Genomic DNA, 15789 nt, shown 5'->3' with positions numbered 1-15789 from the left:
CGAGAACAAAGTTGACCATGCCAGAAGCGTTTGCCATGCTCAAGACAATTGAGCCGAATTTGAGGTGCTCCAGCCCGTCGCATTTGTGTGGCCGCCGGGCGCCTGCGGCAGCGACGACCTTTCGAGGGCGTCCATGACCCCCTCGCCGGTCCGCATCCCGGCTGCGTCGTGGTGGGCGCGGGCCGCCGTGGAATCCGCGCCGACCAGGGACAAGTCGTCGGATCCCCCTTCCCGAGGGACCCGGACCCACAAGACTGATCACGACACCGCACAGGCCCTAGTCGAACCGCGAAAGATCCCGCAGCCAGGCCGTCGCCGAACTGTCCGACGGTGCCCGCCAGTCCCCCCGCGGCGACAGCGAACCCCCCGCCGACACCTTCGGCCCGTTCGGCATCGCCGAGCGCTTGAACTGGGCGAAGGCGAAGAAGCGGCGGCAGAAGACCTCCAGCCAGTGGCGGATCTCCGGCAGGTCGTACGCGACCCGCTTGGCGTCGGGGAAGCCCGGCGGCCAGCCGCCCGCGTCCGCGTCGTGCCAGGCGTGCCAGGCCAGGAAGGCGATCTTCGATGGCCGGAAGCCGTACCGCAGCACATGGAAGAGTGTGAAGTCGTGCAGCGCGTACGGCCCGATCTTCGACTCCGTCGACTGCATCTCCTCGCCCGGCACCAGCTCCGGGCTGATCTCGGTGTCGAGGATCGCGGCCAGGATCTTGCCCGTCTCCTCGTCGAACTGCCGGCTGCTGATGACCCATCGGATGAGGTGCTGGATCAGGGTTTTCGGCACTCCGCCGTTGACGTTGTAGTGGCTCATCTGGTCGCCCACGCCGTACGTGGACCAGCCGAGCGCCAGCTCCGACAGATCACCGGTGCCGAGCACGATCCCGCCGCGCTGGTTGGCCAGCCGGAAGAGATAGTCCGTGCGCAGGCCCGCCTGCACGTTCTCGAAGGTGACGTCGTACACCGGCTCACCCGAGGCGAACGGATGCCCCATCTCCTGCAGCATCAGCCGTGCCGTCGGCGTGATGTCCAGCTCGGCTGCCGTGACGCCCAAAGAACGCATCAGCGCGTGCGCGTTGTCCTTGGTGTGGTCGCTGGTGGCGAAGCCGGGCAGCGTCCACGCCAGGATGTCGCTGCGCGGCCGCCCCGCACGGTCCATCGCCCGCGCGGCGACGATCAGCGCATGCGTGGAGTCCAGACCGCCGGACACCCCGATGACCACCTTCGGGCCGCCGATCGAGGCGAGGCGCTGCTGCAGGCCCGCCACCTGGATGTTGTAGGCCTCGTAGCAGTCCTGGGCGAGCCGCTCGGCGTCGGCCGGCACGAACGGGAAGCGCTCCAGGCGGCGGCGCAGTCCCAGGTCGGTCAGCGGCGGGTCGAGTTCGAAAGCGACCGTCCGGAAGTCGGCTGTCCGTGCCCGGTGCGTACGGCGGTTGTCGTCGAACGTGCCCATCCGCTGCCGCTCCTGGCGCAGCAGGTCGAGGTCGACGTCGGCCACGGCGTACTCGTCGCCGAGCGGGAAGCGCTCGGTCTCGGCCAGCAGCGCGCCGTTCTCGTAGACCATGGCCTGGCCGTCCCAGGACAGGTCGGTGGTCGACTCGCCGAGCCCGGCCGCCGCGTAGACGTACGCGGCGAGGCAGCGGGAGGACGCCGAGCGGCACAGCAGCTTGCGGTCCTCGGCCCGCCCGACCGTGATCGGGCTGCCCGACAGATTCACCAGAAGAGTCGCGCCTGCCAGTGCCGCCTCCGCGCTGGGCGGCACCGGCACCCACATGTCCTCGCAGATCTCCGCGTGCAGCACGAGACCGGGGACGTCGTCGGCGGCGAACAGCAGGTCCACGCCGAACGGCACGTCCGACCCGCCCACCCGGATCGAGCCACCGCGCTCGTCCGCCCCGTCGCCGATCTGCCGACGCTCGTAGAACTCCCGGTAGTTCGGCGGATACGACTTCGGTACGACCCCCAGGACACGGCCGCGGTGCACGATCACCGCGCAGTTGTAGACCCGGTTGCGGTGGCGCAGCGGGGCCCCCACGACCAGGACCGGCAGCAGGCCCGCCGAGCCGGCCACCACCTCTCCGAGCGCCTGCTCGACCTGGTCGAGCAGGGCGTCCTGCAGCAGCAGGTCCTCGATGGAGTAGCCGCACAGCACCATCTCCGGGAAGACGGCGACCGCGACACCCTCCTCGGCGCACCGGCGGGCATGGCGCAGGACCGCTTCGGCGTTGGCCTGCGGCTCGGCGATGACGGTGTGACCCGTACACGCCGCGACGCGGGCGAAGCCGTGCTGATAGATCGACCAGAAGTTCAATTCAGGCACGGGCCCAGTGTAATCGTCAGAGCGACGCGATCGCCGGGTGCGGGGTGTGCGTCACCCCACGCACGCCGAAGGGGCGCGGGATGACCACATCCCGCGCCCCTCAGGTTGCCGTGACCGGCGGTGCCTCAGTGACCCTTGTACGACTCGACGTAGCCGTTCGCGGGCGAGCCCACGCCGGTGACGTCGTCGTAGCCCTTCACGGCCTTCAGCGAGCTGTCCTTGCCGAGGCTGCGCACCGAGGTGATCAGACCACCGGTGGCGTCATAGCCGTTGGCGAAGTCCACGCGTGCCTCCGCCAGGCCGGAGCCCGTCGGGTTGTCGGTCACGTCGTGGAACACACTCTTGCCGTACCGGGCGTAGATCTCCGGGTTGGCGAAACCGAGCGCCTTGCCGTGCGCCTCCTGGGCCAGCGCCTGGACGGCCGCGATGACCGGAGCGGCGAGCGAGGTGCCGCCGATGCGGTACTCGTCGTACGCCTGGGTCTTCCCGTCCGGCAGGGTCTGGGTCTGGCCGACCAGGAAGCCGGTGTTCGGGTCGGCGATCGCCGCGATGTCCGGGACGACACGGTTGCCGTCGGCGCTGTTGGCCGTGGCGAGCGCGTTCGGGACGACACCCTTCTGGTAGTACGGCTCGGCGACCGTCTTGCTGGTGCCGCCGCCCGCACCCGAGGTGAACGCGCCGGGGAAGTTCGTCCAGCTCTTGCCGTCCGCGGACAGCAGAGCCTTCTCGGTGCCCCAGCCGGTTTCCCACTGGTAGGTGTTGCTCTTGCCGACCGCCAGCGAGGTACCGCCGACCGCCGTCACCCAGGCCGAGTTGGCCGGGGTGTCGACCTGCTTCGTACCGGTGTTGGCGACCTCGTCGCCGTTGTCACCGGAGGAGAAGTAGAAGCCGATGCCCTCGACCGCGCCGAACTGGAACACCTGGTCGTAGGCGGCCGCGAGGTCCGGCGTCTGGTTGGCCTCGATGTCGCCCCACGAGTTGGAGACGATGTCGGCGAGGTGGTTGTCGACCACCTTGCTCAGCGAGTCCAGCAGGTCGTCGTCCATGCAGGACGCGGCGCCCACGTAGGTGACGTCCGCGGCCGGCGCGACCGCGTGCACGGCCTCGACGTCCAGGGTCTCCTCGCCGTACCAGCCGGCGGCGGAGCAGTCCTTGGTGTTCGTGTACTTCTTCGGCAGGACCTGGTGCAGCTGCCCGGTCGTCCACTTGGCGTCGCCGTGCTTGCCCGCGTACGTCTGCGCGTCGAAGGCGATCGACGGCGAGGCGTAGGCGTCCGTGATGGCGACCTTGACGCCCTTGCCGGTGTAGCTGCCCGCACCGTAGGCGGCGCGCAGCTGCTTGCCGGTGTAGCCCTTGATCGCGTACGGGATCTTCGCACCGTAGGCGTCGGGCAGCGTGCTCGCGATGTTCGAGCCGAAGTACGACGAGAACGGCCCGGAGTTGCGGAACACGGTCTCCGGCGGCGGCAGCTGGTCGTCGTGGGTCGACTTGTGCGGCGCGTTGTCCAGGCCGGTGACGGTCAGGACGGCGCCCTTGAGACTGTCCGGGACGGAGGCGGCCTTGGCCGGCGCCCGGTAGGTCTTCGAGCCCTTGGTGTAGTTGTGCAGCTGGGTGCCGAACGCCTTCTCGGCGGCGGCCACGTCACCGGTGACGGAGACGTAGTGCTGCGTGGTGCCCGTGACCTTCAGGCCCGAGGCCTTCAGCCAGGACTTGACCGCGGCCACCTGGGCCTTGGTCGCGCCGAATCGGGCCTGGGCCTTCTTGGCGCTCAGGTACTTGCCGTACGAGGCCGAGCTCGGGTCGGACACGGCCTTCGCGTACTCGGCGAGACCGGCGGCGTCCTTGCCCGCGAAATAGACCCGGAGGTTGACCTGGGAGCCGTTCGAGGCGTCACCCTTGTCCGCCTTGGCCGTCGCCCACGCGGGCTTGGTGCCCGCGAGTGCGTTCCGGCCCGGGTTGTCCGCGGCATGCGCCGCGGGTATGCCGAGCGCCAGCGCACCCGCGACCATGGGCAGAGTTGCTGCCATGCTCACGGCGCGCAGTTTGGCGCGGTTGGATCTCATAGAACCCCCTGCGATGCGGTTCTTCGCATGTGTGGTCGGTCGTCGCTGTTGATCCGCGTAGACGACCCGCTCCGCGGCGGAGGCGCGGGCATTGGATCAAGCGATGGGGGCCACTCTTTCCCTGAACCGTCCATGCCAGGGGAATGCTAAAGCCAAGAGAAGCTCAAGGAATGGTCAGGCGGGGGGATTTGGGGCTTTCGTTCCCGCTGGAGGGTTATGAACGCGCTTTCGCCCCACGCTCCTTGAGCATGCCCGCCATCAGCTCGATCTCCGACTGCTGGGCGTCGACCATGCCCTGCGCGAGACTCTTCTCCACCCCCACCTTGCACTTGGCGACACAGCCCTCGGCCATGTGGATGCCGCCCTTGTGATGGTCCGTCATCAGCTGCAGATAGAAGACCTCGGCCTGCTTGCCGTTGAGCGTGCCCAGCTTCTTCATCTCCGTGTCCGTCGCCATGCCGGGCATCAGCGAGCCGTCGCCGCGCTCGGGCATGTCGCCCATGCCCATCCACGACATCGGCGGCTTCGCCGACACCTTCGGCAGCCCCCACAGATCCAGCCAGCCCAGCAGCATGCCGCGCTGGTTGGCCTGGGTCTGCGCGATGTCGTAGGCGAGCCGCCGCACCTCCGCGTTCTGCGTACGGTCGCGCACGATGTACGACATCTCGACGGCCTGCTGGTGATGCACCGCCATGTCCCGCGCGAACCCCGCGTCCGCGGAGTCGGCGGCGGGCGTGCTCATGCCCGTGTCCGACCCGCCGTCCTCGGCGACCGCGTAGGTGATCGCGCCCGCGGCGACGAGCGCGGCCGCCGTGGCCCCCGCGATCCAGCCGATGTGCTTCTTCATGTCACATCGTCCCGCCGGTGCACGAGGCGCCCGGCTCGGGGGTCTGCTTGCCCTGCACGTACGTCTCGAAGAACTTGGCGACCTTCGGGTCGTCGGCGCTTGTTACGCTCAGCTGGTGGCCCCACGCCGACAGCTCGATCGGGGAGCTCTGGTTCTGGTACGGGCTCATCAGCGTGTACGGCGTCTGCTTCACCTTCGCCGCCAGCTTGTCCACGTCGGACTTCTTCGCCTTGTCGGTGTACGTCACCCAGACCGCGCCGTGCTCCAGGGCGTGCACGGCGTTCTCGTCGTGCACGGCCTTGGTGTAGACGTCGCCGTTGCAGTTGAGCCACACCTGGTTGTGGTTGCCGCCGACCGGCGGGTGCATCGGGTAGTTGACGGTCCCGGTGACATGGGTGCGGGCGAGCTTGCCCGTCCAGGTCCGCACCCCGTCCTTGCCGGTGACGAAGTGCCCCTTGCCGTCGCCCGAGGACGTCGTGTCGCTCGCCTTGTCGTCCTTCTTGCCGTCCTGCGACTTCACGATGAGGACACCGCCGACCACCAGAGCGGCGACGACCAGCACGCTCGCGCCGATCGTCAGGATCCGGTTGCGCCGCTCGCGGGCCTGCTCGGCGCGCCGCATCTCCTCTATTCGCGCCTTGCGTGCCGCGCTGCTGCTCTTCTTGGCGGTGGCCATCGCAGTGTCCTTCTGGGGGAATCGGGTGGGGAGTGCAAAAAAATGTCGGTCGGGTCGCCTGATCGTAGTGGGAGACCAGTGATGTTTTGCAGACGGGGCAAGGGAAAGCCGGGTCCTGCGGAGGCGCTCGTTACCTTCTGCCGGGCCTCCCATTACGGATGTCGGTCCGAGCAGGCAAGATGGGCGGTGAGCAGTACACCCGCCGTTGGTGAGGCGTTCAGGCCGCGGTCGGCCGGCCGATCATGGTCGGCAACGCGCACGAAATGCTGTTGTGGTGTGATGCTCAGGTGCCCGACCGCCTCCTGCGGGACAGGGAGACAGGCGGCCTGACCAGCAAGGATGGGGAAGCGGAAGATGGACAAGCAGCAGGAGTTCGTGCTCCGGACACTGGAGGAGCGCGACATCCGGTTCGTACGGCTGTGGTTCACGGACGTGCTGGGCTTCCTCAAGTCCGTCGCCGTGGCCCCGGCCGAGCTGGAACAGGCCTTCGACGAGGGCATCGGCTTCGACGGCTCGGCCATCGAGGGCTTCGCCCGCGTATACGAGTCCGACATGATCGCCAAGCCGGACCCGTCCACCTTCCAGATCCTGCCCTGGCGCGCCGAGGCCCCCGGCACCGCCCGCATGTTCTGCGACATCCTCATGCCGGACGGCTCCCCGTCCTTCGCCGACCCGCGCTATGTCCTCAAGCGCGCCCTGACGCGCGGCTCCGACCTGGGCTTCACCTTCTACACCCACCCGGAGATCGAGTTCTTCCTGCTGAAGGACCGCCCGCTGGACGGCACGCGCCCCACGCCCGCCGACAACTCCGGCTACTTCGACCACACCCCGCAGAACATCGGCATGGACTTCCGCCGCCAGGCGATCACCATGCTGGAGTCGATGGGCATCTCGGTGGAGTTCTCCCACCACGAGGGCGCCCCCGGCCAGCAGGAGATCGACCTCCGCTACGCCGACGCGCTGTCCACGGCGGACAACATCATGACGTTCCGCCTGGTCATGAAGCAGGTGGCGCTGGAGCAGGGCGTCCAGGCGACGTTCATGCCGAAGCCGTTCTCGGAGCACCCGGGCTCCGGCATGCACACGCACCTGTCCCTGTTCGAGGGCGACCGCAACGCGTTCTACGAGTCGGGTTCGGAGTACCAGCTCTCCAAGGTCGGCCGCTCCTTCATCGCGGGCCTGCTCAAGCACGCGGCGGAGATCTCCGCGGTCACCAACCAGTGGGTCAACTCCTACAAGCGCATCTGGGGCGGCTCCGAGCGCACCGCCGGCGCCGGCGGCGAGGCCCCCTCCTACATCTGCTGGGGCCACAACAACCGCTCGGCCCTGGTCCGCGTCCCGATGTACAAGCCCGGCAAGACCGGCTCCGCGCGGGTCGAGGTCCGCTCCCTGGACTCCGGCGCCAACCCGTACCTGGCCTACGCGGTCCTGCTGGCCGCCGGCCTGAAGGGCATCGAGGAGGGCTACGAGCTCCCGCCGGGCGCCGAGGACGACGTCTGGGCCCTCTCGGACGCCGAGCGCCGCGCGATGGGCATCGAGCCCCTTCCGCAGAACCTCGGCGAGGCCCTGACCCTCATGGAGCGCAGTGACCTGGTCGCCGAGACCCTGGGCGAGCACGTCTTCGACTTCTTCTTGCGCAACAAGCGCCAGGAGTGGGAGGAGTACCGCAGCGAGGTCACGGCGTTCGAGCTGCGGAAGAACCTGCCGGTTCTCTAGATCCGGACCTCCGGCTCTCCGCTCACGGAACGCACGGGAAGGCCGCGGCGCCGATGCGCCGCGGCCTTCGTCGGCTACTGCCGCTGGGCGGCCAGGTCGGCCAGGACCTTGTGCAGGGGTTCCGTCTCCCGGCGCTTGTACTCCTGGATCGCCCAGCCGTTGCCGTCCGGGTCCTTGAAGTACATGAAGGTGGCACCGTCCTGCGGGGCGAACTGGACCGGTTCGCTGATGTCCAGGCCTCGGGCGGTGAGCTCCTCGTAGGCCGCCTTCGCGTCCGTGACGCACAGCTGCATGCCGTGGTACGTGCCCGGCTGCGGCGTCCCGGTCGGCACCTGCAGCCCGTCGACCAGCGCGATCGAACACCCCGAGCCGGGCGGGGTGAGCTGCACGATCCGCACCCCCTCCATCACTTCGCCGTCGAGGTCCACATGGAAGCCGACCTTGTCCCGGTAGAACTCCTTCGCCCGGTCCACGTCCGAGACCGGCAGCAGGATCACTTCGAGGCTCATCTCCATGGAGCGACTCCCTTGTCGTTGCGTCGGTCGTACGTCACTCGAATCGCCACCGCGTCTGGCTGAACGGCTCCCCCTTACCGAAGCCGAAAACGGTGCGGGGCGCCACAGAGAATACGAACGCGGGCCCGCCACCGTGGTGGAACGCCCCGTCCCGCACCTCGAAGTGCCAGAAGCTGCCGTACTTGGCCTCCCACGCGGCGGCCGGCTCACGCAGCCGGCCGTCCTCGGACACCCGCACCGCCTCGCCCTCCACCACCAGGTCGCAGCCCTTGTTCCAGCTGTTGCTGCCGGTCGTCAGCACGACGTGCGGACTGGCCGCGAGGTTCTTCGCCTTGCGTTCCTCGGGACCCGTGCAGAAGTGCAGTGCGCCGTCCGCCCACACGGCGGGCAGCGGTGTCACATGCGGTCGTCCGTCCGGCCGCACGGTCGAGATCCAGAACAGCTCGGCCTCCCTGAGCTGCGCCTCGGCCTCGGACCAGGGGGTCGCGGTGGCCTGCGGGTCGCTGTAGCGGGGGTCGAGACGGGTCTGCGGTTCGTCTGTCGCCATGGGCTGTCACTCCTCGTACCGGAGAATCCGTGCGGAAGTCTCTGCCGCAACCTCTACGGAGCAGGGACCGCGTCCGCCGGGCGAACTCATCGGCCGTCCGCCCCGGCGCCTGTGTCAGAGTCTCCGGTTAGGCTCGGGCCAGTACGACCTTGATCCGACAGGAGGACGGGGATGACCGTGCCCGGGCGCAGGAGCAGTACCTTCACGCGGCTGCTGCGGCACGGTTTCACCGATCCCTCCGCCGCGGAGCGGCTGCTGGACAGCGTGGAGCTCATGCACGTGCGGGACGACCCGGTGCTGCTCGACGCGCTGGGTGCGACCGCCGACCCGGACCTGGCGCTGCTCGGTCTGGTACGGCTCCTGGAGGCCCAGCCGGGCCCAACCGCGCGCCGCGAGCTGCTCGACACGCTGATAGCGGCCAAGCCGCTGCGCGACCGGTTGCTCGGCGTGCTCGGCGCCTCCGCCGCGCTCGCCGACCATCTGGCCCGGCACCCGCGCGACTGGGAGGCGCTGGTCACCTACGAGCCGCGGGACCTGCACCCGGGGGTGGAGGAGTTCGAGCGGGGCCTGGCGGAGGCCACCGACCCCGTCTCCCTGCGCGTCGCCTACCGCCGCTGCCTGCTGTCCATCGCCGCCCGTGACGTGTGCGGCACCACCGACCTCGCCGAGACCGCCGCCGAACTCGCCGACCTCGCCACCGCCACGCTGCGCGCCGCCCTCGCCATCGCCCGCGCCGCGGCCCCCGAGGACGCCGCGCTGTGCCGGCTCGCGGTCATCGCGATGGGCAAGTGCGGCGGCCACGAGCTCAACTATGTCTCCGACGTCGACGTGATCTTCGTGGGCGAGGCCGTCGACGGGGCCGACGAGGGCAAGGCCCTGCGCTCTGCCACCAAGCTCGCCTCCCACATGATGCGGATCTGCTCGGAGACGACCGTGGAAGGGTCGATCTGGCCCGTCGACGCCAATCTGCGCCCCGAGGGGCGTAACGGCCCGCTGGTGCGCACCCTCTCCAGCCACCTCGCCTACTACCAGCGCTGGGCCAAGACCTGGGAGTTCCAGGCCCTGCTCAAGGCCCGCCCGGTGGCCGGCGACATCGAGCTCGGCGAGGAGTACGTCACCGCGCTCGAACCCCTCGTCTGGAAGGCCGCCGAGCGGGAGAACTTCGTCGCCGACGTCCAGAAGATGCGCCGCCGGGTCGTCGAGAACATCCCCGCCGCCGAGATCGACCGCGAGCTGAAGCTCGGCCCCGGAGGCCTGCGGGACGTCGAGTTCGCCGTACAGCTGCTGCAGCTGGTGCACGGGCGGGCGGACGCGGCGCTGCGCAGCGGCACCACCCTGGACGCGCTGCAGGCGCTGGCGGCGGGCGGTTACGTGGGGCGGGCCGATGCCGTGCAGCTCGACGAGGCGTACCGCTTCCTGCGGTCCATGGAGCACCGCATCCAGCTGTACCGGCTGCGGCGCACCCACCTCGTCCCCGAGGACGAGGCGGACCAGCGGCGCATCGGGCGCTCGCTCGGCCTGCGCGTCGACCCGGTCGCCGAGCTGAACCGCGAATGGCGGCGGCACGCGGCCGTCGTACGCCGGCTGCACGAGAAGCTCTTCTACCGCCCGCTGCTCGACGCGGTCGCCCAACTGGCCCCCGGTGAGGCCCGGTTGAGCCCGGAGGCGGCCCGGGAGCGGCTGGTCGCGCTCGGATACGGCGACCCGGCCGCCGCCCTGCGTCACCTGGAGGCGCTGGCCTCCGGGGTGACCAGAAAGGCTGCCATCCAGCGGACCCTGCTGCCCGTGCTGCTCGGCTGGTTCGCGGACTCCGCCGACCCGGACGCGGGCCTGCTCAACTTCCGCAAGGTCTCCGACGCGCTCGGCAAGACCCCCTGGTACCTGCGGCTGCTGCGGGACGAGGGCGCGGCCGCCGAGAACCTCGCCCGTGTGCTGTCCGCCGGCCGCCTCGCTCCCGACCTGCTGATGCGCGCCCCGGAGGCGGTGGCCCTGCTCGGCGACGGCGACGGCGGGGGGCTGGAGCCGCGCGAGCGGGCCCACCTGGAGCAGGAGATCCTCGCCGCCGTCGGCCGCGCGGAGAACGCGCAGCAGGCGGTCACCGCGGCCCGTGGCGTCCGCCGTCGCGAGCTGTTCCGTACGGCCGCCGCCGACATCGTCGGCTCCTACGGCACCGAGACCCAGCCGGCCGAGGCCGACCAGGGCGCGCTGGTGGACCTGGTCGGCGGCGCGGTGTCCGACCTGACGGCGGCGGCGCTCGCCGGGACCCTGCGCGCGGTGGTGCGCGACGGCTGGGGCGACACGCTGCCGACCCGGTTCGCCGTGATCGGCATGGGCCGCTTCGGGGGCCACGAGCTGGGCTACGGCTCCGACGCGGACGTGATCTTCGTGCACGAGCCGCGGGAGGGCGTGCCCGAGCAGGAGGCTTCGGAGGCCGCGAACCGGGTCGTCTCCGAGATGCGGCGGCTGCTGCAGATCCCGAGCGCGGACCCGCCGCTGCTGATCGACGCGGACCTGCGGCCCGAGGGCAAGTCCGGCCCGCTGGTACGGACCCTGAAGTCGTACGAGGCCTACTACCGCCGCTGGTCCCTGGTCTGGGAGTCCCAGGCGCTGCTGCGGGCCGAGCCGGTCGCCGGGGACGAGGAGCTGGGGCGGTCCTTCATCGAGCTGATCGATCCGCTGCGGTATCCGGCGGAGGGGCTCGGGGACGACGCCATACGGGAGATCCGGCGCCTGAAGGCCCGCATGGAGTCCGAGCGGCTGCCGCGCGGCGCCGACCCCAAGCTGCACACCAAGCTGGGGCCCGGCGGCCTGTCCGACGTCGAATGGACCGTACAGCTGCTGCAGCTGCAGCACGGCTGGTCCGAGCCGGGCCTGCGCACGACCCGCACCCGTCAGGCGCTGGCGGCGGCGGCCGCGGCCGAGCTGATCTCGGCGGAGGACGCGTCGATACTGGACGAGGCGTGGGTCCTGGCCACCCGCGTCCGCAACGCCGTGATGCTGGTACGCGGCCGTGCGGGGGACACCTTCCCCTCGGGAGGGCGTGAACTGGCCGCCGTGGGCCGGTACTTGGGGTACGGGGACGGGCACGTGGGGGACATGCTGGACGCGTATCGCCGTACGGCGCGGCGGGCTCGGGCCGTGGTGGAGGCGCTGTTCTACGGGGCGTGAGGACGGGTTTTCGGCTGCGGGTGCGTTGTGGTTGCTCGCGCAGTTCCCCGCGCCCCTTCAGGGCGCTCTCGTCAACCGGCGGGGATGCGCCCCGTCAGGGGCGCGAGGAACTGCGCGACCAGCCACGACGGCGCAGCAGCCGCATGACGGCCTATCGCGGCACTTCCAACCGCGGCGCAGCCAACGCAGCGCGCGGTAGCGCATACGGCAACGCTCCGTACCAGACCCTGGACACCGCGAACCCGAAGGCCAGGCACAGCAGACCACCCACCGCATCCAGCCAGAAGTGATTGGCGGTAGCCACAATCACCGTCAGCGTCACCGCCGGGTACAGAAGGCCGAGAACCCGCACCCACGGCACCCGGGCCAGCGCAAAGATCGTCAGCCCGCACCACACCGACCACCCGATGTGCATGGACGGCATCGCGGCGTACTGGTTCGACATGTGCTTCAGGTCCCCGGATGCCATCGACCCCCAGGTCTGATGGATCATCACCGTGTCGATGAAGGTGCTGCCGTTCATGAGCCGCGGCGGCGCCAGCGGATACAGGTAGTAACCGACCAGCGCCACACCCGTCGTCGCGAACAGCACCAGACGCGTCGCCGCATACCGGCCCGGATGACTACGGTAGAGCCACACCAGCACACCCAGCGTCACCACGAAGTGCAGCGTCGCGTAGTAGTAGTTCATGCCGATGATCAGCCAATTCACCGAGTTCACCGCGTGGTTGACCGACTCCTCGACGGCGATGCCGAGATGGTGCTCCATCCGCCACAGCCAGTCCGCATTGCTCAGCGCCTGGTCGCGCTGTTCCGGAACCGCGTTGCGGATCAGTGAGTACGTCCAGTAACTCACCGCGATCAGAACGATCTCGAACCAGAGGCGGGGGCGGCGCGGAGTGCGCAGTCGGCGCAGGAATCCCGGGCCGTTCGCGGCCGTGGGGGAGTCGGGAGCGGCCGTCTGTTCGCGGTCGTCCAGACTGGTCACGGTCGAGTCACCCATGGGCACAAAGTCTGCCAGAAACGCCTTCTGCGACCGATCATCCCGCGGTCGGGTTCGGGCCGCATGTTCTACAACAGACGGATGTGTGCGCCTACTCCCGACGCACGGCAGGAACTCGAAGATTCTCCGCCCTAGGGACGATTCCGGTCCCCGGGCGCCGAAGCAGTCGAACCACGCACCACCAGTTCCGGCATGAACACGAACTCACTGTGGGGCGCAGGCGTCCCGCCGATCTCCTCCAGCAACGTACGCACCGCCGCCTGGCCCATCGCCGGGACCGGCTTGCGGATCGTGGTCAGCGGCGGGTCCGTGAAGGCGATCAACGGGGAGTCGTCGAAGCCCACCACCGAGACGTCCCGCGGGACTTCGAGACCGAGCTGCCGCGCCGCCCGTATCGCGCCGAGCGCCATCATGTCGCTCGCGCACACCACCGCCGTGCAGTCACGGCCGATCAGCGCGGTGGCGGCGGCCTGGCCGCCCTCCAGGGTGTACAGCGAGTGCTGGACGAACTCCGACTCGATCGTCTCCGTGGCCAGTCCCAGCTGGTCCTGCATCGTGCGCACAAAGCCCTCGATCTTGCGCTGCACCGGTACGAAGCGCTTGGGGCCGAGTGCGAGACCGATCCGCACATGCCCCAGCGACACCAGGTGGGTGACCGCCAGCGTCATCGCCGCGCGGTCGTCGGGGGAGATGAACGGCGCCTGCACCTTCGGCGAGAAGCCGTCCACCAGCACATACGGCACGCCCTGCGCGCGCAGGCGCTCGTAGCGCTCCATGTCGGCGGTGGTGTCGGCGTGCAGTCCGGAGACGTAGATGATGCCGGCGACCCCGCGGTCGACCAGCATCTCCGTCAGCTCGTCCTCGGTGGATCCGCCGGGGGTCTGGGTGGCGAGCACCGGGGTGTAGCCCTGCCGGGTCAGGGCCTGGCCGATCACCTGGGCCAGCGCCGGGAAGATCGGGTTCTCCAGCTCCGGGGTTATCAGGCCCACCAGGCCCTCGCTGCGCTGCCGCAGCCGCACCGGGCGCTCGTAGCCCAGCACGTCGAGTGCGGCGAGCACGGACTGGCGGGTGGTGGCGGCGACGCCAGGCTTGCCGTTGAGGACGCGGCTGACGGTCGCTTCGCTCACCCCCGCCTGAGCAGCGATGTCGGCAAGCCGTGTGGTCACAGGGGTGGACTGTACCGGCCGACCGTCACTTTGCACACCAATCGGGCGCCGGGCGCGCGCTGTTGCACGGCCCCGAGCGGGTTGCTGCGTCATCGCGGTCCCTCGTGTTCTGGTGGGCGCCTGGTTCGGCAAGAGCTTGCAGAGTCTTGCACAAGACTCCCATGGCCCGCTCAGCGGCTTCAATACTCGGTTGCGCGGGGGTCGAGGAGAGGTCACGGGCGGGTAACTCTCGCGCCGTCTTGCAATTTTTTGCTGCAAGACCTTTCGCGCAGCTTTCAACGCTGTTACGTTCACGTCGCCCGGCGGCGGCAACGGCGCAGTCGGCAAGACGGCAGGAACGGCAGACGGGGCCGCACCTGCACCACACGGGCTTTCACCCTCAAGGAGAACTCATGCGGCGTGGCATAGCGGCCACCGCGCTGGTGGCGTCCCTCGCCCTGGCGGCGACGGCGTGCGGCGGAAGTGACAGCGGCGACAAGGCCAGCGGTCCGGTCACCATCACCTGGTGGGACACCTCCAACGCCACGAATGAGGCGCCGACGTACAAGGCCCTGATCAAGCAGTTCGAGGCCGCCAACAAGGACATCAAGGTCAAGTACGTCAACGTCCCCTTCGACCAGGCGCAGAACAAGTTCGACACCGCAGCCGGCTCCAAGGGCGCCCCGGACGTGCTGCGCTCCGAGGTCGGCTGGACCCCCGCCTTCGCCAAGAAGAGCTACTTGCTGCCGCTGGACGGCACCGAGGCCCTCAAGGACCAGAGCAAGTTCCAGCCCAGCCTGATCAAGCAGGCCCAGTACGAGGGCAAGACCTACGGCGTGCCGTTCGTCACCGACACCCTCGCCCTCGTCTACAACAAGGCCCTCTTCAAGAAGGCCGGCATCACCGAGGCCCCCAAGACCTGGGACGAGCTGAAGGCCGACGCCGCCAAGATCGACTCCAAGGCCAAGGTCTACGGCTACTGGGGCTCCACCCAGTCCTACTACGCGCAGACCTTCCTCTACGGCGAGGGCACCGACACCGTCGACGCCGGCGCCAAGAAGATCACCGTGAACTCGGCCCCCGCGAAGAAGGCCTACGGCACCTGGCTGAGCCTCTTCAAGGGACAGGGCCTGCACAAGGCCGACACCACCGCCGACGCCTACGCCCACATCCAGGACGCGTTCGTCAACGGCAAGGTCGCCTCGATCATCCAGGGCCCCTGGGAGATCACGAACTTCTACAAGGGCTCGGCCTTCAAGGACAAGTCCAACCTCGGCATCGCCACCGTCCCGGCCGGCTCCACCGGCAAGGCGGGCGCCCCGACCGGCGGCCACAACCTGTCCGTCTACGCCGGCTCGGACTCCGCCCACCAGAAGGCGGCCCTCAAGTTCGTCAACTTCATGACCTCCGCGAAGTCCCAGACGGAGATCGCCCTGAAGAACTCCACCCTGCCGACCCGCGACGACGCCTACACCGCCGAGGTCAAGGCCGACCCGGGCATCGCCGGCTACCAGACGGTCCTGCCCGCCGCCCAGCCGCGCCCCGCGCTGCCCGAGTACAGCTCCCTGTGGGGCCCGCTGGACACCGAGCTGCCGAAGATCGCCGACGGCAAGGAGTCCCTGGACAAGGGCCTGAGCAACGCCGAACTGGCCATCGCCAAGCTGGTGCCGGACTTCAGCAAGTGAGCCCCGAGTGACCGTCGGGTCCTCCCCCACTCTCGAATTCGCTCGAGCGGGGGGACCCCCACTTCCATGGGGGGACGGACCCGGCGGTCACCGGCCTGTGCCGAGCCGCC

At 69.6% G+C, this 15789-nt stretch carries 11 protein-coding genes; 3 read left to right on the top strand and 8 right to left on the bottom strand.

From position 1 onward, the window contains the following. Positions 1–277 precede the first annotated feature (277 nt). From ACFY1E_RS00750 to ACFY1E_RS00735, 4 genes are all read right to left on the bottom strand, one after another. Positions 278–2314 carry an NAD(+) synthase gene (locus ACFY1E_RS00750; RefSeq protein ID WP_389069767.1) on the bottom strand — a complete coding sequence of 679 codons (2037 nt, stop codon included), beginning with the start codon at positions 2312–2314 and terminating at the stop codon, positions 278–280. Between the two features lie 125 nt (positions 2315–2439). Next, on the bottom strand, positions 2440–4377 hold the full coding sequence (locus ACFY1E_RS00745) for a protease pro-enzyme activation domain-containing protein (protein ID WP_389069765.1): 1938 nt from the start codon (positions 4375–4377) through the stop codon (positions 2440–2442). A gap of 214 nt (positions 4378–4591) precedes the next feature. Then, positions 4592–5224 carry a DUF305 domain-containing protein gene (locus ACFY1E_RS00740; protein WP_389069762.1) on the bottom strand — a complete coding sequence of 211 codons (633 nt, stop codon included), beginning with the start codon at positions 5222–5224 and terminating at the stop codon, positions 4592–4594. 1 nt (position 5225) lies between these two features. Beyond that, on the bottom strand, positions 5226–5900 hold the full coding sequence (locus ACFY1E_RS00735) for a DUF3105 domain-containing protein (protein WP_389069760.1): 675 nt from the start codon (positions 5898–5900) through the stop codon (positions 5226–5228). 354 nt (positions 5901–6254) lie between these two features. Between ACFY1E_RS00735 and ACFY1E_RS00730 the strand changes: the two genes are divergently transcribed. Continuing rightward, positions 6255–7616 carry a glutamine synthetase family protein gene (locus ACFY1E_RS00730; protein ID WP_099934097.1) on the top strand — a complete coding sequence of 454 codons (1362 nt, stop codon included), beginning with the start codon at positions 6255–6257 and terminating at the stop codon, positions 7614–7616. 74 nt (positions 7617–7690) lie between these two features. Here ACFY1E_RS00730 and ACFY1E_RS00725 read toward each other — a convergent pair whose 3' ends face one another. Both ACFY1E_RS00725 and ACFY1E_RS00720 read right to left on the bottom strand, forming a co-directional pair. Further along, complete coding sequence (locus ACFY1E_RS00725; protein ID WP_389069758.1) at positions 7691–8131, bottom strand: VOC family protein; 441 nt, start codon at positions 8129–8131, stop codon at positions 7691–7693. Positions 8132–8165: 34 nt separating this feature from the next. After that, positions 8166–8678: a pyridoxamine 5'-phosphate oxidase family protein gene (locus tag ACFY1E_RS00720; protein WP_389069756.1), complete on the bottom strand. Its 513-nt coding sequence runs from the start codon at positions 8676–8678 to the stop codon at positions 8166–8168. A gap of 171 nt (positions 8679–8849) precedes the next feature. On the opposite strand from ACFY1E_RS00720, the gene ACFY1E_RS00715 reads away from it, so the two are divergent. Continuing rightward, positions 8850–11846, top strand: a complete 2997-nt coding sequence (locus ACFY1E_RS00715; RefSeq protein ID WP_389069753.1) for a bifunctional [glutamine synthetase] adenylyltransferase/[glutamine synthetase]-adenylyl-L-tyrosine phosphorylase — start codon at positions 8850–8852, stop codon at positions 11844–11846. 151 nt (positions 11847–11997) lie between these two features. Here the strand turns inward: ACFY1E_RS00715 and ACFY1E_RS00710 are convergent, their stop codons facing one another. Together ACFY1E_RS00710 and ACFY1E_RS00705 are read right to left on the bottom strand one after the other, a co-directional pair. Then, positions 11998–12849 (bottom strand): phosphatase PAP2 family protein, encoded by an 852-nt coding sequence (locus ACFY1E_RS00710; RefSeq protein ID WP_389069751.1) that lies wholly within the window; start codon positions 12847–12849, stop codon positions 11998–12000. Between the two features lie 131 nt (positions 12850–12980). After that, positions 12981–14015: a LacI family DNA-binding transcriptional regulator gene (locus ACFY1E_RS00705; protein WP_389069748.1), complete on the bottom strand. Its 1035-nt coding sequence runs from the start codon at positions 14013–14015 to the stop codon at positions 12981–12983. A 392-nt stretch (positions 14016–14407) separates the two neighbouring features. On the opposite strand from ACFY1E_RS00705, the gene ACFY1E_RS00700 reads away from it, so the two are divergent. Beyond that, the gene (locus tag ACFY1E_RS00700; protein ID WP_389069745.1) at positions 14408–15679 is read left to right on the top strand and encodes an extracellular solute-binding protein; all 1272 of its coding nucleotides are present in this window, start codon (positions 14408–14410) and stop codon (positions 15677–15679) included. Positions 15680–15789: the final 110 nt, after the last annotated feature.

Source organism: Streptomyces sp. NPDC001604 (assembly GCF_042893475.1).
Lineage (GTDB): Bacteria > Actinomycetota > Actinomycetes > Streptomycetales > Streptomycetaceae > Streptomyces.
Note: the sequence above shows the minus strand (reverse complement) of the source record. Positions and strands in the feature narration are given on the sequence as shown.

Coding starts and splice junctions, on each gene's coding strand:
- ACFY1E_RS00745 (WP_389069765.1), bottom strand. CDS start 4,377: ATGAGATCCAACCGCGCCAAACTGCGCGCCGTGAGCATGGCAGCAACT.
- ACFY1E_RS00740 (WP_389069762.1), bottom strand. CDS start 5,224: ATGAAGAAGCACATCGGCTGGATCGCGGGGGCCACGGCGGCCGCGCTC.
- ACFY1E_RS00735 (WP_389069760.1), bottom strand. CDS start 5,900: ATGGCCACCGCCAAGAAGAGCAGCAGCGCGGCACGCAAGGCGCGAATA.
- ACFY1E_RS00730 (WP_099934097.1), top strand. CDS start 6,255: ATGGACAAGCAGCAGGAGTTCGTGCTCCGGACACTGGAGGAGCGCGAC.
- ACFY1E_RS00725 (WP_389069758.1), bottom strand. CDS start 8,131: ATGGAGATGAGCCTCGAAGTGATCCTGCTGCCGGTCTCGGACGTGGAC.
- ACFY1E_RS00720 (WP_389069756.1), bottom strand. CDS start 8,678: ATGGCGACAGACGAACCGCAGACCCGTCTCGACCCCCGCTACAGCGAC.
- ACFY1E_RS00715 (WP_389069753.1), top strand. CDS start 8,850: ATGACCGTGCCCGGGCGCAGGAGCAGTACCTTCACGCGGCTGCTGCGG.
- ACFY1E_RS00710 (WP_389069751.1), bottom strand. CDS start 12,849: ATGGGTGACTCGACCGTGACCAGTCTGGACGACCGCGAACAGACGGCC.
- ACFY1E_RS00700 (WP_389069745.1), top strand. CDS start 14,408: ATGCGGCGTGGCATAGCGGCCACCGCGCTGGTGGCGTCCCTCGCCCTG.